Annotated in this window: 21 protein-coding genes and 1 pseudogene; 14 read left to right on the top strand and 8 right to left on the bottom strand. The window is 70.5% G+C overall.

Annotation, left to right across the window (positions count from 1 at the left end):
- From ACZ6O2_RS30565 to ACZ6O2_RS30580, 4 genes are all read left to right on the top strand, one after another.
- A partial coding sequence (locus ACZ6O2_RS30565) for a transposase (protein WP_466025309.1) occupies positions 1-369 on the top strand: 369 nt, incomplete at its 5' end.
- A gap of 82 nt (positions 370-451) precedes the next feature.
- Positions 452-742 (top strand): transposase, encoded by a 291-nt coding sequence (locus tag ACZ6O2_RS30570; RefSeq protein ID WP_350705387.1) that lies wholly within the window; start codon positions 452-454, stop codon positions 740-742.
- Complete coding sequence (locus ACZ6O2_RS30575) at positions 726-1,067, top strand: hypothetical protein (RefSeq protein ID WP_466025310.1); 342 nt, start codon at positions 726-728, stop codon at positions 1,065-1,067. Before ACZ6O2_RS30570 ends, ACZ6O2_RS30575 begins: the two co-directional genes overlap by 17 nt.
- 315 nt (positions 1,068-1,382) lie before the next feature.
- Positions 1,383-1,742 carry a hypothetical protein gene (locus ACZ6O2_RS30580; protein ID WP_466025311.1) on the top strand — a complete coding sequence of 120 codons (360 nt, stop codon included), beginning with the start codon at positions 1,383-1,385 and terminating at the stop codon, positions 1,740-1,742.
- A gap of 105 nt (positions 1,743-1,847) precedes the next feature.
- On the opposite strand, the gene ACZ6O2_RS30585 is transcribed toward ACZ6O2_RS30580, so the two are convergent.
- Positions 1,848-2,486, bottom strand: a complete 639-nt coding sequence (locus tag ACZ6O2_RS30585; RefSeq protein WP_466025312.1) for a class I SAM-dependent methyltransferase — start codon at positions 2,484-2,486, stop codon at positions 1,848-1,850.
- Between the two features lie 134 nt (positions 2,487-2,620).
- Here ACZ6O2_RS30585 and ACZ6O2_RS30590 point away from each other — a divergent pair, with 134 nt between their 5' ends.
- Positions 2,621-3,793, top strand: coding sequence for a sensor histidine kinase (locus tag ACZ6O2_RS30590; protein WP_466025313.1), 1,173 nt, complete (start codon positions 2,621-2,623; stop codon positions 3,791-3,793).
- Positions 3,790-4,482: a response regulator gene (locus ACZ6O2_RS30595; RefSeq protein WP_466025314.1), complete on the top strand. Its 693-nt coding sequence runs from the start codon at positions 3,790-3,792 to the stop codon at positions 4,480-4,482. The genes ACZ6O2_RS30590 and ACZ6O2_RS30595 overlap by 4 nt, the downstream gene beginning before the upstream one ends.
- 175 nt (positions 4,483-4,657) lie before the next feature.
- On the opposite strand, the gene ACZ6O2_RS30600 is transcribed toward ACZ6O2_RS30595, so the two are convergent.
- Positions 4,658-5,140: a MarR family winged helix-turn-helix transcriptional regulator gene (locus tag ACZ6O2_RS30600; protein WP_350705378.1), complete on the bottom strand. Its 483-nt coding sequence runs from the start codon at positions 5,138-5,140 to the stop codon at positions 4,658-4,660.
- Positions 5,141-5,209: 69 nt separating this feature from the next.
- On the opposite strand from ACZ6O2_RS30600, the gene ACZ6O2_RS30605 reads away from it, so the two are divergent.
- Both ACZ6O2_RS30605 and ACZ6O2_RS30610 read left to right on the top strand, forming a co-directional pair.
- Complete coding sequence (locus ACZ6O2_RS30605; protein WP_466025315.1) at positions 5,210-5,977, top strand: SDR family NAD(P)-dependent oxidoreductase; 768 nt, start codon at positions 5,210-5,212, stop codon at positions 5,975-5,977.
- The gene (locus tag ACZ6O2_RS30610) at positions 5,974-6,681 is read left to right on the top strand and encodes a hypothetical protein (RefSeq protein WP_466025316.1); all 708 of its coding nucleotides are present in this window, start codon (positions 5,974-5,976) and stop codon (positions 6,679-6,681) included. Before ACZ6O2_RS30605 ends, ACZ6O2_RS30610 begins: the two co-directional genes overlap by 4 nt.
- A gap of 139 nt (positions 6,682-6,820) precedes the next feature.
- Here the strand turns inward: ACZ6O2_RS30610 and ACZ6O2_RS30615 are convergent, their stop codons facing one another.
- The 5 genes from ACZ6O2_RS30615 to ACZ6O2_RS30635 all read right to left on the bottom strand — a co-directional run bounded on the left by ACZ6O2_RS30615 (position 6,821) and on the right by ACZ6O2_RS30635 (position 11,945).
- Positions 6,821-7,714 (bottom strand): nitroreductase family protein, encoded by an 894-nt coding sequence (locus tag ACZ6O2_RS30615; RefSeq protein ID WP_466025317.1) that lies wholly within the window; start codon positions 7,712-7,714, stop codon positions 6,821-6,823.
- On the bottom strand, positions 7,711-8,814 hold the full coding sequence (locus ACZ6O2_RS30620; protein ID WP_466025318.1) for a hypothetical protein: 1,104 nt from the start codon (positions 8,812-8,814) through the stop codon (positions 7,711-7,713). Before ACZ6O2_RS30620 ends, ACZ6O2_RS30615 begins: the two co-directional genes overlap by 4 nt.
- A gap of 11 nt (positions 8,815-8,825) precedes the next feature.
- Positions 8,826-9,221, bottom strand: a complete 396-nt coding sequence (locus ACZ6O2_RS30625) for a DUF4188 domain-containing protein (RefSeq protein ID WP_466025319.1) — start codon at positions 9,219-9,221, stop codon at positions 8,826-8,828.
- A 47-nt stretch (positions 9,222-9,268) separates the two neighbouring features.
- Positions 9,269-10,807, bottom strand: a complete 1,539-nt coding sequence (locus tag ACZ6O2_RS30630; RefSeq protein ID WP_466025343.1) for a phenylacetate--CoA ligase family protein — start codon at positions 10,805-10,807, stop codon at positions 9,269-9,271.
- A gap of 304 nt (positions 10,808-11,111) precedes the next feature.
- A complete protein-coding gene (locus tag ACZ6O2_RS30635; protein WP_466025320.1) occupies positions 11,112-11,945 on the bottom strand; it encodes a hypothetical protein in 834 nt (277 codons plus the stop codon).
- 35 nt (positions 11,946-11,980) lie between these two features.
- Here ACZ6O2_RS30635 and ACZ6O2_RS30640 point away from each other — a divergent pair.
- Positions 11,981-12,436 (top strand): annotated as a pseudogene (locus ACZ6O2_RS30640) (GNAT family N-acetyltransferase); the annotation flags it as partial.
- 146 nt (positions 12,437-12,582) lie between these two features.
- Here ACZ6O2_RS30640 and ACZ6O2_RS30645 read toward each other — a convergent pair.
- On the bottom strand, positions 12,583-13,509 hold the full coding sequence (locus ACZ6O2_RS30645) for a DMT family transporter (RefSeq protein ID WP_466025321.1): 927 nt from the start codon (positions 13,507-13,509) through the stop codon (positions 12,583-12,585).
- Positions 13,510-13,913: 404 nt separating this feature from the next.
- Between ACZ6O2_RS30645 and ACZ6O2_RS30650 the strand changes: the two genes are divergently transcribed.
- From ACZ6O2_RS30650 to ACZ6O2_RS30670, 5 genes are all read left to right on the top strand, one after another.
- Positions 13,914-14,438, top strand: coding sequence for a hypothetical protein (locus ACZ6O2_RS30650; RefSeq protein ID WP_466025322.1), 525 nt, complete (start codon positions 13,914-13,916; stop codon positions 14,436-14,438).
- A 100-nt stretch (positions 14,439-14,538) separates the two neighbouring features.
- Entirely contained in the window at positions 14,539-14,928 is a 390-nt protein-coding gene (locus tag ACZ6O2_RS30655) for a hypothetical protein (protein ID WP_466025323.1), read from the top strand.
- Between the two features lie 219 nt (positions 14,929-15,147).
- Positions 15,148-18,255 (top strand): helix-turn-helix transcriptional regulator, encoded by a 3,108-nt coding sequence (locus ACZ6O2_RS30660; RefSeq protein WP_466025324.1) that lies wholly within the window; start codon positions 15,148-15,150, stop codon positions 18,253-18,255.
- A gap of 417 nt (positions 18,256-18,672) precedes the next feature.
- Positions 18,673-21,861, top strand: a complete 3,189-nt coding sequence (locus ACZ6O2_RS30665) for a S8 family serine peptidase (protein ID WP_466025325.1) — start codon at positions 18,673-18,675, stop codon at positions 21,859-21,861.
- Positions 21,862-21,905: 44 nt separating this feature from the next.
- Positions 21,906-24,341 (top strand): WD40/YVTN/BNR-like repeat-containing protein, encoded by a 2,436-nt coding sequence (locus ACZ6O2_RS30670; RefSeq protein ID WP_466025326.1) that lies wholly within the window; start codon positions 21,906-21,908, stop codon positions 24,339-24,341.
- The last annotated feature ends 15 nt before the right edge of the window (positions 24,342-24,356 follow it).

The raw sequence follows: 24,356 nt of genomic DNA on the forward strand, positions 1-24,356 counted from the left end.
AAGCCGAGGAAACACCGCACACGGTTCCTGGAGTTCTGCCGCTACCTACGCAGCCTGCACCCACCGCAGACCCGCATCGCGATCGTGCTCGACAACTACTCCCCGCACCTGAGCACGAAGAAGGACACCCGCGTCGGCGACTGGGCCACGGCCAACAACGTCGAACTCGCCTACACCCCGACCAACAGTTCCTGGCTCAACCGGATCGAGGCCCAGTTCACCGCCCTGCGCTACTTCGCCCTCGACGGCACCGACCACACCAGCCACAAAGAGCAGGGCAGCATGATCCGCCGCTACATCATCTGGCGGAACAAGCACGCCGCCGACGAACGCCTACGTCAGGTAGTCATCAAGGCGAACGTTGCCTGATGCGGCACTAGTACCGGTAGCGGCCACGCTCCAGGTCGGGCTGGTTGGACTCGGCACCCTCAGTCATGACGCCACCTCCTCTATGGCAACGACCGGGCGGCACAGCCGGCACCGGCACACGGACGCGTCCAGCGGATCCTGCAAACGCCACCGACCCAACACCGACGGCAACCGCCAGCTCAACTCCGCCCTGCACTTCATCGCCGTCGTCCAAGCCCACTACTCAGACCTCGGACGCGCCTACTACCAGCGCAGATTCGGCGAGGGCGGCGTGGCAGCGATCGGCCCGGTTTCGACGGACGCCGAACGGCTCGCCATCGTTCCGGCAATCCCGCCGCCGGCCTTAGACTCCGCAGGTGGGTGTCGATGTTGAACTGATCCGAGTCGAGCAGCAGGGCACGAGCCCGCGGAGACGTCGCGAGTCGCGGGTAGCAGTGGTCGGCGACGTTCAGTTTCGCCTCGCATCGGCGCTGGAGCGGGTCCAGCATCGCGGGAGGACGCCGATGCTGGACCGGATCGACCCATACGGCCTGCTGGAACTCACCTCGGTCGAGATGCCTCAGTTCCTCAGCGAGTTGGATCTCGTTGTCGAGCAGGCAAAAGGTGCGGGCGAGGAGCAGATCCTGAGTGCCGTACGCCGCATGGCCGCAAAATGTCGGGACAGCGAGGCCCTGTGCCTCCGCTTCCTCGGTGATTAGCCCATCGACATCGACCCAGGTCCGCCGCGCCGGCCGGAGCCGCCGGCAGGCCGAGTGTGGCGACCTGCGCAGCGCAGGTTCTGAAGGAACTGTTTCGGCGACGTCGGGCGCAGGCCCCTGCCGTGATCTACGCATCACGAGTCGATCCCCCGGCGCTGGCCTGGGTCCGCGTTCCCGGCATGGTGTCCCGGCCCCTGTGGTGAACCGTCACGCCAGCTCCGAGTCAGGATTGAACAGCTCACTGGCAGACGTGCTGCTCAGGCACGTTCCGGGGTTCTCAGCCTGCGGCGCGAAGCCTCCTGGGACACTGAGCGTGTGCGACAGGCGTTCGCTCATGAGGCAGTCCTCGTCATGGAGCCGGGGGCAGATCTGCGGGCCCCGGGGGCAGCGATCACGGCGGCGTTGTGCGGAAGCTGGGATCATGAGCCGCCGTGCCCGCTGGCGCCGCACCACAGTCACGCGGACTGGGTCGATGGCGAGTTGCGTTTGCGAATCTTGTTCGCTGTCGAGCCCGACAGGGAACATGTCGTCCGCCAACGCATCGACCTGGCGCTGTCCAGCGGCGTGCTGCGGGGCCCGGACGACACCACCACTCGGTGGCGGCTGCGCAGCAGTCGACACAGCGACGTCTCAACGAAGGAAACTGACCACGCTGAGCGCCTGATCCGAGATTGAACCACTTGAATGCTCGTCGCACGGCTCGCTCCTCACACGACAGGACCGCCCTGAGGGGCGGGTGAAGTGGCCCGACGGCGACTGGGAATCTGTCCCGCTCGACAATCAGGCTGGCTGGCTACATGCTGACGGACGGCCCGCCTGCCAGGGGTCGAGGTGGAGCGGGCGGCGGCAGTGGTAGACCAGGGCCGGCGGCAGGTTGGTCCAGACGGTCCGGCCCACGGTCACCTCGTCGAAGGCCCTGGTCAGCAGCGAGTGGAAGCGGCGCGCCGGGCGGGTCGGCAGCGCGTGCCGGTACGCGAAGGTGGTGAACACTCCGCCAGCGCCGAGCGACCCGACGACGGCGTCGAGGATCGCCCGCTGCCGCCCGGCGGGAAAGGCGGCCCACGGCAGCCCGCTGATCACCACGTCGGCGGACACCAGCTGGCGTTCCGCCAGCAACTCCCCGAGGGTGGCGGCGTCGGCGCGTACCACCTCGATGGTGGGGTGCCGACGGGTCAGGCCGGTGGCGAACGTCGGATTGAGTTCGACCGCCAGGTGGTGGCCGCGGCCGGCCAGCCGTTCCTGGATGGTCCGGGTGAATGCCCCGGTCCCCGGCCCGAGTTCGACCACCAGGGGATGCCCCACCCGCGGTACCGCGGCGGTGATGTCCCGGGCGAGCGTGGGCCCGCTGGGCAACACCGCGCCGGTGGTGAGCGGGTGTCGGATGAACTGGGCGAGGAAGGTCGGCGCGTCGCTGGTCACGCCGGTTGACGCTAGGTGCGGGACGGCGGGGCGGGGCTCGTGCCGACGGTCGACGTATCGGCCACCTGGAGGAGGCATGGCGGCCGATGGGAGGGCCGGCGGGGGCGCCGGCCCTCCGTATGGTTGGCCAGGTGATGGGTGGGCGACGCGGCTGGTGGCGGGAGCTGCTGCTCGGGCTGGTCACGGCTGGCCTCGGGCTGGCCAGCACCTGGCTCGCCCGGCGCGGGGTGGCCCGCGAGGAGTGGGCGGGGGTCGTCGCGGTTCTCGCCGGGTTCGCCCTGGTGGCCGTACGGCGGTGGCCCTGGCCGGTGCTGTTCGCGGAGTCGGCGCTGCTGCTCGTCGCCGACGCGGTGGCGCCGGCCGGGGCGGGCACCGCGCAGCTCGCCGCGGCGGTCGCGCTGGGCTACGTCGCGTACTGGTGCGGCCGGGCCTCGACGGCGGCGGCGTACGTCCTCTTCCTCGGGGTGACGCTGGTTGACGTCCTGCACCAGGGCGACGCCGGGGTCCTCTCCGGCGGTACGGGGGTGATCCGCCTGATCATGCTGGCCGGGGTCGTTGCCGCGCCGGTGGCGTTCGGTCGGTACCTGCGCGGGGTGCGGCACGCCGCGGTGGCGGCCGAGGAGCGTGCCCGGGAGGTGGAGGAGCGCCGGGCGGCGGAGACGCGGGCGGCCCGGCTCGCCGAGCGGGGGGCCATCGCCCGGGACCTACATGACATCGTGGCCCACCACATCGCGGCGATCGCCCTGCGCGCCGGCGCGGCGCGGTACGCCGTGCAGCACACGGGCCGGACCGAGGAGGCGGTCTCCGCCCTCGGCGAGCTGCGCGACACGGCCGGGCTGGTGCTGGACGAGCTGCGGGAGCTGCTGGAGGTGCTCCGGGACCCGGAGGCGGTCGAGCCGGCCGACCCGCAGGTGGAGCCGGCGCAGGTGATCCGGGACGCCGCCCGACGGCTACGGGAGGTGGGCGTCACGGTCCAGGTGGGCGACCCGGCCGCGCTGGACCGGGTGCCTCTGGTGGTGGGGACGACGGCCGCGCGGGTGGTGCGGGAGGCGCTGACCAACACCCTCAAACATGCCGGGCCCGGGGCGATCGCCTCGGTGGACGTCCGGGTGGTCGACGGTGCGCTGCTGCTGGAGGTGCTGGACAGCGGGCCGGTGAGGCGGCGTCCCGTGCTGCCGGCGTCCGGGTACGGGTTGAACGGGATGCGGGAGCGCGTCGGCCTGCTCGGCGGCACGCTCGCCGCGACGGCCACGGACGGCGGTGGCTGGCGGGTGCGGGCCCGGCTACCGATCAGGGAGAACACGTGATCAGGGTGCTCGTGGTGGACGACCAGACGCTCGTCCGGGCCGGGGTCGGTCTGCTGCTGCGGACGGCCGGTGGCTTCGAGGTGGTGGGTGAGGCGGGGGACGGCCACGAGGCGGTCCGCCTCGCCGAACGGCTGCGGCCGGACGTGATCCTCATGGACCTGCGGATGCCCCGGATGGACGGCATCGAGGCGACCCGGCGGATCCTGGACCGGCAGCCGTCCGCCCGGGTGGTGGCGCTGACCACGTTCGCCGACGACGTCAACGTGTACGGCGTGCTCGGCGCGGGCGCGATCGGCTACCTGGTGAAGGACGGCGCCCCGGAGGAACTGGTGGACGCGGTACGCCGGGCGGCGCGGGGGGAGGCGCTGCTGGCGCCGCCGGTGCTGGCCCGGGTCCTGCGCCGGGCGCTCGCCGCCCACGACCGGGAACGCGAGCCCGACCGGTCGGCGGCGGCGCTGCGGCTGCTCAGCGCCCGGGAGCGGGAGGTCCTGGCCCTGGTCGGCGCTGGGCTGTCGAACGCGGAGATCGGCGCGCGGCTGCACCTGGGGGTGACCACCGTCAAGACGCACGTGTCCGCGGCGATGGAAAAGCTGGTGCTGCGCAACCGGGTGCAGGCGGCGGTGCTGGCGCACCGGCTCGGCCTGGTCGACGACGACTTCAACCCCGTGCCGGGTGCGGGGGGACCCTAAGGGAGACGGCCGGCCACCCGGAGGGCCCGCAGCGGGCGCCGGGAGGACCGGCGACGCCGCCCCGGCGCGGCACGCTGGTCGGCGTGGCTCTCCTGGGCTCCCTGCTGGAGCGGCTGGTGTCAGGCCACAGGATGCCGATCACCGGTGGTTGGGGACCGACGGCTTGGGGTGGTCGTCACCGTGGGGCGCTCAGGTTCCGGTATCCGGGGTGCACGTGTGGGACGAGTCCCTGCTGGTCGGCGATCCGCTGCAGCAGGCTGGCGAGTTGGGAGCGCTCGTCGGTGCTGAGGGCGGCGCAGAGGTCGTCTTCGTGGGCGGTGGCGATGGACCGCATCCGCATCAGCACCTGCTCGCCATCGGTGGTGAGGTGCAGCGCGTGGTGGCGGCGGTCGGTCTCGGCGGACCGCCGCTCGACAAGCCCCTTGCGCTCGAGGCTGTCGACGAGTGCGACCACCCGGCTCGGTACGACGCCGAGGTCCGTCGCGAGCGACCGCTGGCTTCGCCCGGGCTGGCTGGCGATCATGCGCAGCAGCCCGACGTCGGCCGGGGTCAACCCGAGTTCCTTCACCCGTTGGGCGAAGCGCTCGGCTGCGTGTGCGCCGAGCTGAGCCAGCAGGAACGCCGCTCCGGTGGGGCCGGCTTGCCGTCGTGAGGTCACCCGGATATGTTACACCCAGTGAGTGGTTCACCCGGCTGAACTGTTCACCCGCGAGAAGGGAGATCTGGAATGCCAGCCACCCGTTATCCCGATCTGGCCGGCAGGGTTGCGCTCGTCACCGGCGGTTCACGCGGCATCGGCGCGGCAACCTGCCGCGCCTTGGCCGCCAACGGCGTGCGGGTCGCCGTCAACGGCCGGGACGAGGCGGCGCTCGCCGGCGTCGTGGCCCGCATCGCCGCCGACGGCGGGCAGGCCATCGCCGTGCCCGGTGACGTCACCGACGCCACCACCGTGCGCCGCATCCGCGAGCAGGTGGAGGCCGCCTTCGGTCCGGTCGACATCCTCGCCACCGTCGCCGGCGGGCAGGGCCGACCCGTACCTACCGTCGCCCTCGACGCCCAGCGGTGGCGCGCGACGGTGGAGTCGGAACTGACCTCGACCTTTCTCGCCGTGCACGAGGTGCTGCCCGGCATGGTCCGCCACCGACGCGGCGCGATCATCACCATGGCCTCCAGCGCTGGACGCCAACCAAGCCCTGCCAACGCCGCGTACGCGGCCGCGAAGGCCGGTGTCGTCATGTTCACCCGACACCTCGCCAACGAGGTCGCCCAGCATGCCGTCCGGGTCAACTGCCTGGCCCCGTCCGCTGTCCGCAACGACCGTATGGAGCAAGCAATGAGCATTCAGCAGCTCGACGAACTGGCCCGACACTTCCCGCTGGGGCGCATCGGCGAGCCCGACGACGTCGCCGAGGCGATGCTGTTCCTGGCATCCGACGCTTCGTCCTGGATCACCGGCGTCACCCTCGACCTGACCGGCGGGCGGGTGATCGCATGACCACCACAAACGCAACCCCGCGCCGCCGCCACCAGAGCGGGCCACCGCTCGGCGTCCTCGCCGTCGTGTCCACGGCCCTGTTCATGGCCAGCCTCGTCCTCGGCACCCTGCTCGCCGGCGGCAAACCCTACCCGTCGCCGTACGGCCCCGCAGCCGACATCCTGGCGTACTTCCGCGATCATCAGCCCGCAGTGCAGGTCGGCGCGGCGCTGCAGTTCGCCGCCGCCATCCCGCTGGCCATCTACGCCGCGACCGCGTCCGCGCGCCTGCACCAACTCGGCGTCCGGGCACCCGGCGCGACCATCGCGCTCGTCGGCGGAACTCTCTCCGCCGGATTCCTCGCCCTCTGCGGCCTGCTCGGCTGGGTCACCTCCCAACCCGAGGTGCTCGACGAACCGGCCCTCGTACGCGGTCTGCACCACCTCACCTTCGCCACCGGCGGCGTCGGGCACGTGGTGCCGCTGGGTCTGCTGATCGCCGGCGTGGCCGTGCCCGGCCTCCTCGCCCGGCTACTGCCACGCTGGCTTGCCTGGTCAGGCCTGATCATCGCCGCCGTCGCCGAAATCGCCACCCTGAGCCTGCTCATCGACGACGCGGCCATCCTCCTACCGATCGCCCGCTTCACCGGCCTCGCCTGGCTGATCACCGCAGGCTTCCGCCTGCCCCGGCAACGACCGTCCAGAGCCGAGAACGTCAGAGGCTGAACCTGCCGGCTGTTGGAAAGGGCCCGGCGGTGGCCAGCCTGGCCGCCGCCGGGTCCGCCCTCGCCCTGGCCTTCGGCAATGATCGCAGGGCGGCATCCTGGCCGCGGCAGGCGGTTCCGACGCGCGGATGGGCGCGTCGTCAGAGCCGGGCCGAGCGGGTCGGCTCGGCGAGGGGCCGACCGACCCGGAACACCGCGAGCGGCTGGCCATTCACCCGTTCCGCGAGCCGGGCGGCGGTCACCGGACAGTCGATGAGCTGGCTGAGCGGATGGACCGCCAGGCCGTGCCTGGCGAGGGCCAGCCACGTGCGCAGGAGACGACGTCCCGCAGCGATGCGATCGTCGCCGTCCGCCAGCATGACCAGGATGCTGCCGTCGTACCGCAGCAGGCTCCGGCCGCTGACGGCCAGTAGCGCCGCGAGGCCCAACCGGCGGGTGACGGGGTACGCGCGCAGCGAGGCGGCCAGGAACCGCGCCTCGAACCGGGACAGGACGAGAGCCCGATCGGTGAGTCCGTCGAGGTGGTAGCGCGGATGGCGTGGGTCGAGGCGCAGCCAGTCGCGTAGCTCGGCCGCGACGGCCGGGGTGCCGAACAGCCAGCGGTCGGCGACCACCAATTCGCGCGCGAGATCCTGGGCGGGAAGGTGGACGAGGCCGGGTTCGAGGTCGGCGAGCACGGCCGGGTCGACGGGCCCGGTCGCGTACCGCCCACGGGCGACCCGGCGGGACTCGATGTCCATGATCGTGAACGGGGTTGCGTACCTGTGCGGTGCGGCGACCAGGCGGGGGCCGGGCGCCGCGGCGACGTTGAGGCCGAGGTCGGCGGCGACGATGAGGCACGTCTCGACGAACGCGCCGATTCCGAGGCCGAGGTCGCGTCCGGTCGGGTCAGACTCCGGCAAGGAGCGGGACTGATCGACGTTGATGACGATCTCGTCGGCGTGGTACTCCGGCAGCCATGGCTGTGTGTTGTGTGCGCTCGGCGCCCTGCGGCAGGTCGCCTCGTACGCCCGCAACTGCTCGACCCACGTCATCCTGACCGCTTTTCGTAGAATGTGTACCCGTGCAGCGGTCGCCCGCCGGCCCGCCGGTACTGGGCTGCCGAGGCGGTGTTCTCCCGCTCGACGAAGGTGCTGCGCAGTGTCCGGTACCCGCCGGCAGCGAGGTTGCGGTGCAACTCCCGAGACAGCAGCGTCAGGTACCCCTTGCCCTGTTCCTCGGGCACGGTCCCCTTGATGATGAGCACTGCGTCGCGCCGGTACCGGGCGCGGGTCGCCAGCAGGCGAAGCTGATTGAGCACGCCGAGCCGGCCACCGACCTTCATGAGGAACTCGGAGATGTCCGGGACGGTCACCACGAACGCGATTGGCCGGCCGGCCTTCTCCAGCCAGAGCAGCAACGCCTCGTCGAGCAGGTAGGCGAGGCCGTGGGTCTGCTCGGCCAGTTGTTCGGAGGAGATCTCGGTGTAGTAGCCGAGCTGCGCGAAGCTGGCGTTGAGCAGCTGCCGCAGGATCGGCAGTTGCTCGCGGAAGTGCCGCCGCGAGCCGTGCCGGATGATGAGCCGCTCCGCGGGGATTCGGGTGTCGTCAAAGGTGAACCCGTGGTCACGGTCGGTGCTGACCGGAGCGCCAGCGGGAGTCGAGCCGGCCCCGGAGTCCCGGCCGTCAAGATCGACCAGCCAGGTGTCGGCCTCGAAGCGGCGCTGGAAGCCGTGCCGCTCATACATCGCCGGGTAGTAGGCGGGGTTCCAGGGTGAGTCCACGAAGCCACGCTCGGCGAAGCCGGAGGTGATCACCCCGCCGGTCTGGTTGGGCAGCAGCGCGACCGGCCCGAACAGCGGCCGGCCGTCGGCCCTGGCCTCGACCGTGTCCATGATGGCGGCGAAGACGGCGTCGTCGTCGACGAACTCGGTGTGCCCGAACAGTTGCCGCGGGCCGACCTTTGCGTCGAAGGCGGTGCTGCGGTGCACGCTGGTCCGCCCGACCACCGCGCCGCGTCCGTCGCGGATCAGGAACAGTTCGGCGGTACGGCGGTGTGCGGCGATCACCGACGACAGCAGGGGAACGTACCGGTTGGTCGGGTGCAGCCGAAGCGGGAGGTCGATGAACGCACGCAGGTCGGCCCGCGTTTTCACGGTGGACACTCTCATGCGCGGTGCACCGGCGGGCCGGCCGTCTCGGTGGACAGCGGGGTGAACGTCTGGATGTGCGCCATGCCGTCGGCCTCGGCACGCCAGACGCCGTTGGTGTAGCCCTCGGGCTCGGCGTTGTACAGCCGGATGTAGCCGCCGGTCGCGTTCTGCGTGCCGTGGTCGGTCACCCAGCACATGAGGTCGCGGTGGTGGCGGCTGCGCGCGAACTTCAGCAGCGCGTCGCGGTCGCTGAAGAACGCGATGGTGCCGAGCGTGAACGGAAACTGGTAGTACACCGTATGCCACCGGTATCCGTTCATCCGTTTCATCTGCTTGACCATCTTGAACCAGGTGCGGGTGAGGGTGAGGATCGAGCGCGGCCCACGGTATCGGGTGGCGCCGACGAACATGGCGGTCGCTTGACCAACCGGCGGCGCGGCGGAAAAGTCGGAGGTCCTCACATCGTCGCACCCTTCACCAGGTACACATTCTTGATCTTGGAGGTTGCGCCGGCGAACGGGCCGGTGCCGTAGTCATGAACCCTCACCCGCAGGTCGGCTGCGGACGGGTCCTCAACGAGGGACTCGGCGAAGTCCCGGCTGACCTCGGCGAGGTAGCGCAGCACCCCGCCGCGGCAGGTTTCGACGAGGGCCAGCCGCTCGTCGGGGCCGAGCGCGAGATCCTCGCGCAGCTGCAGGTTGATGACCGGCCGGCTCTCCAGGTCCGCATGCTCCTCCAGCTCCAGGCAGAAGCTGTGCAGCAGGTGAGCGAGGGGATTGCCGGCGTAGAGCCCGTACTCGACGTCCTGGGGGTAGATGTTGGCACCCATGTAGGAGACCGTGCTGTCCTTGCGGCCGAACAGGAACAGCAGCGGCAGTTGCATCCGGTCGGTCCGTCCGGCGCGTTCGGCGTCCGAACGCGCGGCCGGGTCCCCGATCGCGGCCAGCACATCCGGGTACGCGATCAGCCGGCCCTCGTCGCCGATGTTGTAGCGGACCTTCGGGTTGAGCACCGCCGTCGAGTTGATCGTGCAGAGCACCTCGTGGTCGGCGTTGGTCTCCAGATACGTCTCGAGCGGGTTGTACTGGAAGATCATCGGCAGTCGGTGCTCGTCGGGGCCGAGCAGGGCGGTCCGCAGGGCGACGTCGGTGCGTAGCCGGCGGCGGACCCAGACGGTGAAGTCGGTCTCCCCGGCGATACCGATGGTGAGGTCGCTGGCGCCGTAGCCGGAGCGTACCTTGAGGAAGCGCTCCTCCAGATAGTCACGCAGCGCCTCGGTCATCCCCTCCCCGCCGACCAGACCGCTGATGCGGTACTCCCCCCACGGGAAGCCCTCGGCGTCGAGCTTGTCGCGCAGATGCTTGAGGAACGGCGGGTACGCGGTGACGATGTACTCGAACCCGGGCCCGAAGTACCGCAACGTGTCCGCGATCTTCTGCAGGTCCGGGCCCGTGTTCTTCACCATCGCGATCTTGGACATGGCGATGCCGGTGTTGGTGCCCGTGGCCCAGGCGCCCATGGAGTACGCGTTGATGACGAACCGCCGTTTCGACGGAAACACCATGGTCGCGTAGCCGGCCAGGTTCTTGTGGACCGAGCGCAGTTCGCGGCGGCTGCGGATCCAGTTGAACGGCTGACCGGACGATCCCGAGGACTCGTCGACGACGCTGCCGGCGATCTCGATCTCACCGTGCCAGCAGCGCTGGGCCTCCGGGTATGCCTTCACGTACGACTGCTTGTCTGTCGGCGGGTACGACGACAGGTCGAACCAGCGAAACCGCCATTGGTTGCGGCGCAGGAAGTCGCCGTACGCGGGCACGTCGATCGCGGCGAACTGACAGGTCATCCACGCGTGCAGCCGAGCGAAGCGACCCATGTACGGACGGTAGTTCCGCGCCATGAGCCGCCACACCGCCGGATGAATCTGGTGCAGCGTGTAGAGCCAGGTCAATGCGAAGCTCGTGAACCGCAGCGTCCCCTGGCGCAGGAAGGTCATCACCACGCGTCCACGATAGGAGTCTCCGCAAGTCCCTCACCTGGTCACGGATACTCAACCGCCCTGGGCACCCCAACTCAACGACCTCCTGCCAGGCCCGTCAGCTCGGCCTGCCAGGCCCCACCCACCCGGTCGCGTCTACGTGGCCGTGACAGACATGGTCGGCTCCGCCGGGACGGCCATGACTGGCCCCACCATGAGATCGACCATACTCATGGTGACACCCTCCGTTACGCAGGGAAGTGCAGTGGCTACAGTCCCAGGTTGCGAACGCTCGCTTCGCGTGCCAGATGCGGATATCTGATCAAGGAATCTGCAGGACGGGCCGCACCGGAGTCTCCCCGGTGAGGCCGCCGTCGTAGAGGGCCTCCGCCAGGTCTGGGTCGCGATAGGCGGTGGCGAGGGTGAGCCAGGTCAGAAAGCTGCCGTAGCCACCGCACAGTGCCGCGCCGCCGTCCCCGCCGCACAGGACCGCTGGGTCGGTGGTGAACTCGGCCCGGTACGGGTCGTCTCCGATGACCAGGCCGAACAGGTTCGGTTCTTGGATGAGGGGCACGTCGCCGTAGGGTTCGCCCTCGGGATACTCGTCGCCCCAGCGGAACAGGCCGGTGGCCCCGGCTGCGCAGGCGTACTCCCATTCGTCGGGAGTTGGCGGCCGCAGGCCGCGGCGCTCGAGTCCGGCCATCAGCCAGGCGTGGTCGTACTCCTCGTCGCTGTCGTCGAGGTCGGCCTCGTCGTCGGCCGCCAGCAGCGCGTCGGTTTCCTCGGAGCGAACCGCGACGAGCCGGGCCGGTAGAAACACGTGGCGCGGCGGCGAGGTGGCCTCGGCTACGAAACGGTTGAGCGGCCTGGTGAGGTCGTACTGTGCGGTGGCCGTAGCGAAGTCGGTGAGCTGCCGGGCGCTGGGAACGAAGCGGTCGGCGTCATGGCCGAGCTGTACGGTGCCGCCTGGCACCAAGGCGTAGCGGATGCCGTCGCGATCGAAAAATGCGACCCGCCCGGTCCGGCCGGCGTACGCATGCGGACCTATGCCGGCGAGGCGGACCTCGGCGCTACGCGCGATGGCAGCGGCGGTACGGCCGGCGGCCTCGTCGGACAGGTCCAACCAAGCAGACAACGTGAGATCGGCGTGCGACACGTGGGCATTATGCCGGCAGGCCACCTGCCGATCTCGCGGCCTACGTCCGTATGCGTTGCGATCCGGTCATGATGACGGAACTCGGCGGCCCACAGCCGCGTGAACGCATTCCAGGTCAGCTCCAGCGTGACCTTGAAACGGTTTCCGAGGGCAGTGCCTGGATCAAGATGGTCATTCCCGATGACTCGATGCAGGTGGCGGGAACGGTGACGCTATACGTCCACGACGGCAGCTCCGAGATCGGCTGGATGGTCCTACCGGAGTTCCGGGGCAGAGGCTTGGCGAGTGAAGCCATTCGTGTCGTACTTGGCCTTGCCCGAGCGGACGGCCGTTGGGGACTGATCCACGCGTTTCCGAGCAGGACGAACGCAGCATCTAGCGCAGTCTGCCGCTCGGCCGGCTTCTCGCTTGCCGGCGAGGAGGAAACGACCTTCGCCGGGCGCACGTTCCAAACCAACCATTGGGTGGTCGATTCGTCTGCCCCCGCCTGACCGGCCAGCCCGGCAGTTCCCGCAGAAGTTGGTGCCCAGTCTGTCCAGAACGGCGTGGCGGCTCCGTCTCAGAGATGGATGCGGTCACCGTGGCCGCACAAGGCAAGGGAGACCCTGCCTGACGATCCAGCGGATGGACAATCGCTTCAGGCCGGGATGGGATGTTTCTCGGTGGAGCGGAGAGCGGCGACTGCGATGAGGATCAGGGCTCCGCCCAGAAGGGCGGGCCAGGGCAGGCGCTCGCCGAGAAGAGCGGCGGCGAGCAGGGCCGCGGATACCGGTTCGAGCAGTGTCGCCACGGTTGCCACGGATCCGGAGGTGGTGCGCAGGCCGGCGTAGAGCAGGCCGTAGGCCAAGGCCATGGTGGCGATGCCGAGGTAGGCCAGCAGGCCCAGAGACGCTGCGCTCGTCCCGATCAGGGGGTCGTCACCCATTGCGGCGACCAGCAGGAAAGGAGCGAGCGCGACGGCGCCGACAGTTGTGGTGCAGGTGGTCAACGCCACGGGATCGGTTCGTTGCGCGATGGTGTGTCCCAGAACCGTCGTCGCCGCGTATGTCGCCCCGGCGGTCACGGCAAGAAGGAGACCAAGGTACGGCGAGTCACCCGGCCCTGCTGATCCGTGGCCCGCCGTCGCGCTGATGAGTACCAGCCCGGTCAGCGCGGCGGCCAGCACCCCTGCCTCCCGAGCTGAGGGCCGGGTGCGGGCATGCAGATGTTCCCAGACCGCGGCCAGGATCGGAGCAAGGCCCAAGGAGACCACGGTGGCCACGCTGACCCCGACCATCAGCACCGAGACGAAGTAGAGGCCCTGATAGGCGGCGGTGCCGCAGCCCACCAGCACGGCCATACCCGGGTGATCGCGCACCGTTGCTCGCACCACTGAGGCGCGGCGTGTCACGACGGCGAACCCGATCAGCGCGACCGCCGCGAGCAGCATCCTCCAAGCGCTGACGGTCATCGCACCGAGTCCGTCACGTTCGTGGAGCACGGTGACCGCCAGGCCACCGGTTCCCCACAGCACTCCGGCGGCGCAGACCTGAAGCAGGCCTGTCCGGGATCCTCGTTGCGTCATGGTTGGTCGTCCTCGGACAGGACAGCCTCGGCGGCGGGGTCTTGCCATGAGATGTGAACGCCTTTGAACCGCACTGGCCGATTGACGGCGGACCGAGCCCGTCTGGTGGCGACCCGACGCGCCGGCAGCATGCAGTCGGATACCACCGCCGGCTGGTCCGGCGCGAGCCAGAAGGGCTCTCCGCCATTGTGACGGTCGCCCGTGGGCACCTCGTCCAAAGCCATTCCGCCAGGTTAGGCGAGGCTTCGCCCAGACTGCCGCGAGACCGTACGCCGACACAGGGAACACGTCGAGAAGCTGCTGGCAGGGCACCTCGAACAACTACTACCCAGACGCGCCTGCGGCACGCCCGGACCATCGCAGCGCGCCCCAGCGATGTCTCTGCCTTCGGCTATCGTCGTCAGGTGCCCGCTGCTCGCACCGCCACGGCCGCCCTTGTCGCCCTCACGGTCGTCGACGTCTTCCACACCATCGTCGCCCTCGCAGTGTACGAGCACCGGATCGGCGTAGTGACCCACGACGGGTCCGGCGCGGTGGACATGCTTGACACCGTCGTGCCGCTTCGTGAGCTGTCGTCGGCGATGTTCTGGCTGCTGCTTCTCACGCTGCTTGCCGCCGTCGTCGGCGTCGCCAACTGGTTCGTCCGGACCCGGCGCACCAGGTTACCGGTCGCCCCCACAGCGCCGGTGGCCCGGTGGTGGATGAGCGCCATCGTCGCCGTACCCCTCAACCTGATCGCAGCCGTGCAGTTCCTGTCCGCCACCGCGAACGGGGGTGAGTACATGCGCACCGTCCAGGCAGAGACCACCCTGCTGCTGGTCGCCGCATCCGTGGCACTCGTGATCACCACGGCCGCCGGTATCCAGGTCGTTCGGCGCACCGCAGCACACCAGCAGCACACTGCCGGTGCCGCAGCCACAGCGGCGTAGTCGTCCAGTCGTCCGGGCGGGACCGGTGCTGCCGGTGCGGCGGCACGCCAGACAGCCGCTCATCGCGATGGCCACTTGACCCTGCCCGCATAATGCCGGGATGAGTGGCGATCGCGTGATGTTGGACGGCTCGCGGCCTTTCCAGGAACGCGTCCGGCACCTCCGCGATGCCTGGGTCCGGGACCGACGCGGTCACGCTTTCCTGGTCACCGGCACGGCGTTCTTCGCGGTGTACTGCTGGAGCCTGAACTACAAGATCAGCGACCCGGCGGCTCCGGCGTACGATGCCGAGCTGGCCGAGTTCGTCGCCGCCTCGTACGAACTCAATGGCGGGTCCGTCGGCTGGAACGCCATGCTCTCCCGCCGCGAGATCTGTTCCACCTGCCATGACCGATACCGGCTGGAAAACCTCGGGATCTGCACCGGCTGCATGCGACACACCTGCTACGGCTGCGGCGATCATGAATGCTGCGCCGGCGAGCTGCTTTGATCGCGAGGCTGCCGGTCAAGCGACGCGCTCCCATCGGCTGCTCAGCGTGCACGTCGGCCTTGGTGGGATCGACGGCTGTTCGGCGTACCTCAGTGGACTCCAGCATCCCCCCATGCACCGGCCCTGGCCGATCGCCCTGCTCCGAGCAGGAGACCGTACGGCGGCGCGGCGCCTCGTCCGCTGAATACGCCGTACCGATCGCCGGCCGGCTGCGGCAGAATGCCAGGCAGGCGGCTCCGGCGGCGCAGGCCGGGCGGACAGCTCCGGCCGCCCCCAGCCGCCCGATCCCTCGGGGAGGACGACCATGCCGCACCATCGCCACTCCGCCCGCCGGCAGGTCCCCGGGAGCTCGGGTCCCCCGTGCCGGGCGGCCCGACGGCCGCGCGCCTAGCTCCGGTACGCCAGGCGCTGACGGGTGAGCGTGATCCGGTGACGGGGAACTCGGTCGTGCGGCGTAGGCCGGTACCTGTCCAACAGCGGATCTCCTCCCCCAGGCTCATCGGGCGCGCCCGGGAGCTCGATCTGCTGGTGTCGACCCTGGCGACGCCGCCCGCCGCCGTGGTGTTGGAGGGAGAGGCGGGAGCCGGCAAGACCCGGCTGATCACCGAGGTACGAGCCCGGCCTGAGCTTGCGGGGCTGAGGTTCGTGCTCGGGGCGAGCCGGCGGATCCGCGAGCCGTTCCCGTTGGGCCCCATCATCGACGCGGTCCGCGGGCTCGGCACGGAGCTGGCGGAAACCCGGCTGTCGCCGCTGGCCGGCGCGCTCCGGCCGTTGCTGCCCGAGCTCGCCGAGGCACTGCCACCGGCGCCCGACCCACTGGACGACCCGGCTGCCGAGCGCCATCGGGTGTTCCGTGCGCTGGCGGAGGTGCTGGGGTCGGTGGGGCCGGTGGTGCTGGTCCTGGAGGACCTGCACTGGGCCGACGAGCAGACCCTCGACTTCACGAGCTACCTGCTGGGTGATCTGCCAGCGCAGCTGTCGGTACTCCTGACGTTCCGCAGCGAGGAGGCGGCCCCGGGCGTACGGGCGTTGACGGCACGGTTGCCGGCGTCGACGAGGCACGCGCAGGTCGTGCTGGCCCCGCTGGACGCGGGGCAGACCGGTGCGCTGGCTGCGGCCATCCTCGGGCTGGCCCGGGTCTCCGAGGAGTTCGCCGACTACCTGTGCGAGTGGGCCTCCGGGCTGCCGTTCGCGATCGAGGAGCTGCTGGCGTTGTTGCAGGCGAACGGCCAACTGGTCCGCCGGAACGGCGGCTGGGCACGCCGGGAGCTGGGTGAGCTCACCGTGCCCACCGGAGTCCGTGACCAGGTGCTCGAACGCGTGGCGCACCTGTCCGACGAGGCCAGAGCGGTTGTCGAGGCGGCGGCCGTGTTGCACACGTCCGTACCGATGTCGGTGGTGGTGGCGACCTGCCGGATACCGGCGGCGCGGGCGTTGCCGGGCCTGGAGGAGGCGCTGGAGTCGGGCCTGCTCGTCGAGCATGGCGAGTTGGTGGGGTTCCGGCACGTGCTGGCCGCGCAGGCGGTGGAGGGGGCGTTGCCCGGCCCGCGCCGGCAGCAGTTGCACGGCCGGGCGGCGGCCGCGCTCGGCGCGCTCGATCCGGTACCGCTGGGGCAGCGGGCACACCACCTTCGCCACGCCCGCCTGCTGGACGAGTGGGTGCGCGCGGCCGAGCAGGCGGCGGACCAGGCGGCGGCGCTGCGGCACGACGCGGAGGCGGTCCGGCTGCTCGAAGACGTCGTACGCCATGGGCCGCTGTCCTCGCAGGAGCGTGCGCGGCTGGCGGTGAAGCTGGGCTGGGCCGCTCTTGAAATGGTGCGTACGCACGAGGTCGTCGACCTGCTCTGGGCGGTGCTCAACGAGAACGGGGCGCCGGCGATGCAGGGGGAGCTGCGTTTCCTGCTGGCCTCGGCGCTCAACGTGGCTGGCGAGGATCCATCGGTGCAGCGCACGTTGTTCGCCACCGCCATCGAACAGCTGCCGCGCCGGCCAGACCTGCGGGTGCGAGCGACGGTCGCGGTCGGGTTGCTGACCGCGTCCATCGGCACGGTCACCCGGGGTCGAGGCTGGCTCTACCGTGCGCTGGAGCTGCTCGCGGAGGTCCACGACCCGATGGTCGGGGTGTTCGTGCTGGGCAAGGTCGGGATGGGGCTGGTGACCCTCGGCGACCCCCGCTGGCGACAGGTGCTCGACCGCATCGAAGCGGCCACCGGGAGCTCACCCCAGTCGCTGGCCGAGGTCAACGCGTACTTTTCGGTCGGCACCCAGTGTTGCTACTTCGGGCACCACGAGGTCGGGCAGCGGCTGCTGACGACTGCCCTGACGGGAGCGGTCAGGTGCGGCAGCCGCCGGCTGGAGCTGCTCACCCGGTCGGCGCTGGTCCTGCTGCACTATCTCCGGGGCACCTGGGACGCGCTGACCGACGGCACCGACGCCCTGCTCGACGCCCTGTCCGACTACCCGCTCGGCCGGATCGAAGCCGAGCTGGCGCTGGGTGGCCTGGCCCTCGGTCACGGCCACCTCGACGACGCCCGACACCGGCTCGCCAGTGCCCGGCAACTGGCCGAGGATCTGGGCCTGGTGGAGTCGCTGGCATTCCCGGCGAGTGGTTTGGCCCGCATCGCGCTCGCCCGGGGGGACGTCGACGCCGCGTTGACCGCGACGCAACGATGTCTCACGGTGTTGACCGGCAAGGAGGCGTGGGCGGCCGCGGCGCCGGTGCTACCGGCCGCCACGGAGGCACTGGTCGCCGCGGGCCAGCTGACCGACGCCGACGTCCTGCTGACCGACTACGAACACCGGCTGGGTGACCTGGACGTCTCCATCGCCCCGGCCGCTCTCCAACACGCCCGGGGCCTGCTGGAGACGGCTGCCGGCAACCCGCCACGGGCGGCCCGCCACCTCGTCGAGGCGGCTCACCACTACGACCGGCTGCCCTACCCCTACCAGGCGGCCCAGGCACGGGAGCAGGCGGCGTTGGCGCTGCTCGGTGCGGGTGACCAGGAGGCCGGTGCCGCCGAGCTGTCGGCGGCCCTGGCCACGTATCAGCGCCTGGGCGCCACCTGGGACCACGCCCGCGCGATCGGCGCGGCTCGGCAACGGGGCCTGTCGCTGCCGGGTCGCCGCCGGACCGGGCGGCCCAGCTACGGCAACGAGCTGTCACCGCGGGAGCGGGAGGTGGCCGAGTTGGCCGCCGCGGGTCGCACGAACAAGGAGATCGCCGCAGAGCTGTTCCTCTCCGTATACACCGTCGAGCAGCACATCACGTCCGTCCTGCGGAAGCTGCACATCCGTTCCCGAGCGGCCATCGCGAGCCGGTTGAGCTGAGTGGCAAGCCGTTAGTTGCCGGGTTTCCGGGATTGTTCCCCGTGCTGCCTCGCGGCCAGGCTGCTGCCATGCATCATCCTGAGCCCGACGAGACCCCTGGACCGTCCGGATCTCCCAACGAACCAGCGTCACCTGCCGGTGCGGTACGGCCGGCTGCGGGCGCACCGCCGAGCCCGGCCGAGGACGAGAACGCACCGGCGGGCGAGACGGCGGAGGGGACCCGGCACGAGGGCGGATGGCGGTCGGTATGAGCCCTTCCGCCGCTACGGACTCAGGCCCGACAAGGGACAGCGGGCGAGACCGCACCGCGCGAGGACAGAGGAGAGTTCCTTGAAAGGATTGGCGACGGGTTCCCCGACGCTCGTGAGCGCCCCTCGGCGGCGAAGGCTCCGACTGGGTGCCGTCCTGGTCACGGCCATGCTGCTCGTCCTGGGGATGCCAGGAACGGCGGTAGCCGCACCCACCCGGACGGCATCGGTCGAGCCGGCGCTGCACACCACACTTGCCGCGGACGGTACCGCCACCTTCTGGGTGTATCTGCGGGACCGGGCCGACCTCTCCGGAGCGGCCAGGATCACTGATCGGGCCGCGCAGGGCCGGTTCGTGTACGACAGGCTGACCGGCACCGCCAGGGCCAGCCAGGCTGGTCTGGTGGCGATGCTGAAGGCCGCGGGAGCGAGCCACCAGCCGTACTGGATCGCCAACACGGTCCGGGTGACCGGCGACGCGGCGCTGCTGAAGCGGATCGCCGCCCGCCCAGAGGTCACCCAGATCACCGCCGACCAGACCTACCAGATCCCCACGCCGGAAGCAGCCGGCGAGGAATCGCAGATCATGGCCGTCGAGTGGAACATCAGCCGGGTCAACGCCCCCCAGGTGTGGCAGCAGTACGCGGTGACCGGTGAGGACATCGTGATCGGCAGCATCGACACCGGGGTGCGGTACAACCACCCGGCGCTGGTCAAGCAGTACCGGGGCAACCTGGGCAACGGCACGTTCGACCACAACTACAACTGGTGGGACCCGTCGAGCGTGTGCGGCGCCCCGTCGTTGGTGCCGTGCGACAACAACAACCACGGCACCCACACCGTGGGCACCATGGTCGGCAACGACGGCGGGGCCAACCAGATCGGGGTGGCGCCCGGGGCGAAGTGGATGGCCGCGAAGGGCTGCGAGTCCAACTCCTGCACGTCCTCCGCGCTGCTGTCCAGCGGGCAGTTCATGCTCGCCCCCACCGACCTGCGTGGAAAGAACCCGAACCCCGCGCTCCGCCCGCACATCATCAACAACTCCTGGGGTGGCGGCGCCACCACCTCCCCCTGGTACCAGCCCACCGTCCAGGCCTGGGTGGCGGCCGGGATCTTCCCCCAGTTCTCCAGCGGCAACCCGGGGTCGACGTGTGGACAGGCGGGCAACCCCGGCAACCTGCCCGAGGCGTACGCGGCCGGTGCGTTCGACGTCAACGGCGCCCTGTACGTCAACTCCGGCCGCGGCCCCTCGGCTTGGGGCGCTGACCAGGTGAAACCGAACATCGCCGCCCCGGGTGTCGCGGTGCGCTCGTCATTCGCAAATGGCGGTTACGGCGCGCTCACCGGCACGTCGATGGCTTCCCCGCACGTGGCGGGGGTGGTCGCGCTGCTCTGGTCCGCCGCGCCCGCGTTGGAGCGCGACATCGCGGCCACCCGGGCCATCCTGGACGGCTCCGCCGTGGACACCGCGGATCTCACCTGTGGCGGTACCAGCGGCAACAACAACGTGTGGGGCCAGGGCAAGCTGGACGCCCTCGCCGCCGTCACCCAGGCGCCGCGTCCGGCGAAGGGGCAGCTGACCGGCACGGTGCTCGCCGCCCCCACCAACACGCCGATCGCCGGTGCCACCATCACCATCGCCGGCTCGGTGAACCGGACCCGTACCACGGGGCCGGACGGCCGGTACGCGATCACCCTGCCCGCCGGCAGCTACACCGTGACCGCCTCGGCGTTCGGGTACCAGGCGGCGAGCGGCCCGGCGACCGTCGTCGAGGGCGGCACCGCCGCGGACTTCGCCCTGGTACCCCTGGACGGACGACGACTGAGCGTGGCGCCCCGCTCGCTGGACTTCGGCGTGACGAAGATCGGCGACACGGCCGGGCCGTTGACGGCGACGCTGACCGGCACCGGCACCGAACCGGTGACGGTCAGCGCGATCACCGGGCCGGGCGGCGGGTTCGCGCAGTCCGGCGGCACGTGTGGCGCGCTACCGGTCACGCTCTCGCACCTGCAGAGCTGCACCGTGGCGTACACGTTCACGCCCACCGTCGAAGAGCCGGCGACGGCGCCGGTGACCGTGACCAGCGACGCGGTCGACGGTCCGCACGCGATCACGCTGGAGGGCGTCGCCATCCGGGTCCCGCTGCGGGTCGACGCCGCGACACTGGCGGCCGGTGAGAACGTCCTGTTCTCCGGGTTGGTCGATCCCGCCGGCCGGTACGCGTACTTCGGTACGCAGACGTCCCCGGGTCGGGTGGTGAAGGTCGACCTGGGCACCTTCCAGCGGGTGGGTGCGATCACGCTGGCCGAGGGCGAGAACTACCTCAACTCGGCGGTGATCGACCCGGCCGGCAGGTACGCCTACCTCGGCACCGGCACCGCACCCGGCCGCATCGTGAAGATCGACCTGGCCACCTTCCAGCGGGTCGGCACGATCACGCTCGACAGCGGCGAGAACTACCTGCGGTCGGCGGTGATCGATCCGGCGGGGGCATACGCCTACTTCGGCACCGGCACCGCGCCGGGACGGGTGGTCAAGATCGACCTGAACACCTTCCAGCGGGTGGACGCGGCCACGCTGAGCAGCGGCGTGGACAACCTGCGCTCCGCCGTGATCGATCCGGCGGGTGGGTACGCCTACTTCGGCACCGGCACCGCGCCCGGGCTCGTGGTGAAGGTCGACCTGACGACGATGGCTGAGGTCGGGGTGATCGCGATGGTGAGCGAGAGTCTCTTCTACTCGGCGGTGATCGACCCGGCGGGCAGGTACGCCTACTTCGGCACCGGCACGTCACCGGGACGCATCGTGAAGATCGACCTGGCCGGCTTCCAGCGGGTCGAGGCGATCGAACTCGCGACCGGCGAGAACTCGCTGCTGACGGCGGCGATCGACCCGGCCGGTCGGTACGCCTACTTCGGCACCGGCACCGCACCCGGCGGGGTCGTGAAGATCGAGCTCGGCGGCTTCCAGCGGGTCGGTGCGGCCACGCTGGCCGACGGCGAGAACTCGCTGCTGTCCGCGGTGATCGACCCGCAGGGGGGCTTCGTCTATCTCGGCACGTTGAGCTCGCCGGGTCGGGTGGTGAAGGTGAAGGTCGACTCGGCTATCCAGCTCAGCGCCGCAACACATCGGGTGCGGGGGAACGCCTTCGTGAATCTGGCCTGGGACGGCGCCACCTCGACCAACGTCGACGTCTTCCGCGACGGCACGCTGGTCGCCACGGTGCCCAACAACGGCACGTACGCCGACGCCGTCGACGGCTCAGGCGCCGTCACGTACACCTACCGGGTGTGCCACGCCGGCACCCTGAAGTGCTCGAACAAGAGCACCGTGCGGTTCGCAGGCCAGCAGGGATGACCGGTCACATCGGCGCCCACCCCCAACGAAGGAGACAACGAGTCATGAGTACGAGTCGACTGCGACGTGCTCTGGGTGCCCTGCTGGCGCTCGGCCTCACCGGCGGCACGGTGCTGGCAGCCAGCACGGCCGCCGCCGATACGGCAGCCAGCGACAACCAGTGGACGGACAGCTCGGGTCTGACCGCGGACGCGCACGGACACCACCCGGACGGCGTTGCCGTGACGCCCACGGCGGGCGAGACCGCTTCCGCGGTGACGTCCACGGCGGCGGCCTGGTCGCTGCTCGGGCCGCCCGGTGGCGACATCTACGACACCGCCGTGTCCACTGCCGATCCGAAAATCGTGCTGGCCGGCTACGCACCGGGCGGGGGATTCAACGGAGGTCTTTACCGCTCCGGCGATGGCGGCGCCACCTGGTCCGAGGTGCCGGCGCTGCGCGGCAGGAGCGTCTTCGCCATCGAGTTCACCGCTGGCGGAACGGCCTACGTCGGCACCCAGGACGGCGTGTGGCGCAGCAACGACGGTGGCCTGACCTGGGTCGCCGGCAACCTCAACATCGGCCTCAACGACCAGGTCCTGAGCGTCGCGGTCGACCCCGTCAACCCGTCGGTGCTGTGGGCCGGGATCGCCAGTGGCCTGGGGGCCCAGAAGGTCAACCTGATGCGGTCGGCCGACGGCGGCGTGACCTGGACCAACCGGACCCCGGCGATGGGTGCCGCGCTGTCCGGCAGGGCGATCGCGATCGACCCGAACGACCCGAACACGGTGATCGTCGCGTTCGACGCCGGCCAGGTGTGGGTCACCCGGGACAGCGGGGTCACCTGGACGAAACGCTCCGCCGGCCTTCCCAACAGCCCGTTGTTCGACATCGGGTACGACGGAACGCGACTGCTGGTCGGTGGCGGCCAGCTCTTCTCGAACCAGTACCTCGGCCTCTACCAGTCGACCGACCTCGGTGTGACCTGGACCCCACTGCACAACAGCAGCTGGCCGACTCCGGTGGTCCACGGCATCGCCGTGGATCCGCACGACCAGGACACGATCCTGGTGACCACGGCCGGTACCGGTGTCCACCGCACCACCAACGGCGGCGCGACCTGGGAGATCAGCGTCGGCGGTACCGACACCCTGACCGGGCGGTCGATCCGCTTCGCGCCCGGCAACTCGCGGCAGGTCATCCTCGGCACCGACGCGCAGGCCGTCTTCCGCTCCACCGACGGCGGCACGTCGTTCGCCCAGTCGTCGAACGGCATCGCCGAGATCGACCTCCGCTCCATCCACGTCAACCCGCGTGACCCGAACGAGATGGCGATCGCCTTCCAGGGACAGAACACCGGCGGTGTCTACTCCACCGCCGACGGCGGCGCCACCTGGAAGCGGGAGCCGGTGCCGCCGACCCGGTACGGCGCCGTCCGATTCGCCCCGGACGGCACGCTCCACGCCCTCTCCAACGGCCCCACGACAGTGGCCCAGGAGGGGCTCTACCGGCGCGGAGGTGACGGGAGCTGGACCGTACTCGGCCCCGACCAGGGGGCCTACTACGAGTCTGACCTCACGACGATCCGGTTCAGCCGCACCAACCCGGACCTGATCGTCCTCGCCGGCGCCGACTTCGGGTACGCCGGCACCGAAGCCACGATCTGGCGCACGCTGGACCGCGGCCAGACCTGGGCCAAGGTCCACGAGGGACCGTCCGGCCAGGCGGCACTCGACGTCGAGATCGTGGACAACGGCACCGACCAGGAAATGATCGCGTCGATCAACGACCGGAGCGGCGCCTACGCCAGCAGTATTCTGCGCTCGGAGGACGGCGGCACGTCGTGGTTCACGTCGATGATCGGCCTGTCCGGAAGGTACATGAACCCATACCTGTGCGCGTCGTCCCACAACCCGCATGTCGTCTACCTGGCGGCCTGGACGACCTCCAGTTCCACTGGCGTGTACCGCAGCCTGGACGGCGGCGTCACGTGGGAATCCACCGGCTGGACGAGCAACGCCGCTGTTGCCGACCTGGCCTGTGACCCGGCCGACGGACGGACGCTGTACGTGTCGCTGAACACCGACCCCCGGGTCGTCCGCTCCACGGACGCCGGCACCACGTTCTCCCCGTTCGACAGCGGCATCCAAGGGGTGCGGCAACCTCGGACGCTGACCTTCGCCGGCGCGTCCCGCCTGCTGCTGGCGACCGCGAAGGGAAGCTACGCGACCAACCTCGACCGCGACACCATCACCGTCGGCACCTCGGTACGCCGGGACAGGGGCCAACTCGCGGTGGATCTGACCTGGCAGGGGGCAACCTCCGTCGACGTCGACATCTACCGCGACGGCACACTGGTCGGCACGGTGCCGAACGATGGCGCCCACACCGATCCCATCGACGTCCAAGGCCGCGGCACCGCTACGTACCAGGTGTGCCGGGCGGACAGTTCGATCTGCTCAGCCAAGACGACGGTGGCGTACGGCGGGCCACCGGCCTGAGCCGGCCGGGCCGCG

The organism is Micromonospora sp. NPDC048040 (assembly GCF_055587185.1).

Coding starts and splice junctions, on each gene's coding strand:
- ACZ6O2_RS30570 (WP_350705387.1), top strand. CDS start 452: ATGGCAACGACCGGGCGGCACAGCCGGCACCGGCACACGGACGCGTCC.
- ACZ6O2_RS30590 (WP_466025313.1), top strand. CDS start 2,621: ATGGGTGGGCGACGCGGCTGGTGGCGGGAGCTGCTGCTCGGGCTGGTC.
- ACZ6O2_RS30605 (WP_466025315.1), top strand. CDS start 5,210: ATGCCAGCCACCCGTTATCCCGATCTGGCCGGCAGGGTTGCGCTCGTC.
- ACZ6O2_RS30610 (WP_466025316.1), top strand. CDS start 5,974: ATGACCACCACAAACGCAACCCCGCGCCGCCGCCACCAGAGCGGGCCA.
- ACZ6O2_RS30615 (WP_466025317.1), bottom strand. CDS start 7,714: ATGACGTGGGTCGAGCAGTTGCGGGCGTACGAGGCGACCTGCCGCAGG.
- ACZ6O2_RS30625 (WP_466025319.1), bottom strand. CDS start 9,221: ATGTTCGTCGGCGCCACCCGATACCGTGGGCCGCGCTCGATCCTCACC.
- ACZ6O2_RS30630 (WP_466025343.1), bottom strand. CDS start 10,807: ATGACCTTCCTGCGCCAGGGGACGCTGCGGTTCACGAGCTTCGCATTG.
- ACZ6O2_RS30645 (WP_466025321.1), bottom strand. CDS start 13,509: ATGACGCAACGAGGATCCCGGACAGGCCTGCTTCAGGTCTGCGCCGCC.
- ACZ6O2_RS30655 (WP_466025323.1), top strand. CDS start 14,539: ATGAGTGGCGATCGCGTGATGTTGGACGGCTCGCGGCCTTTCCAGGAA.
- ACZ6O2_RS30660 (WP_466025324.1), top strand. CDS start 15,148: ATGCCAGGCAGGCGGCTCCGGCGGCGCAGGCCGGGCGGACAGCTCCGG.
- ACZ6O2_RS30665 (WP_466025325.1), top strand. CDS start 18,673: ATGCTGCTCGTCCTGGGGATGCCAGGAACGGCGGTAGCCGCACCCACC.
- ACZ6O2_RS30670 (WP_466025326.1), top strand. CDS start 21,906: ATGAGTACGAGTCGACTGCGACGTGCTCTGGGTGCCCTGCTGGCGCTC.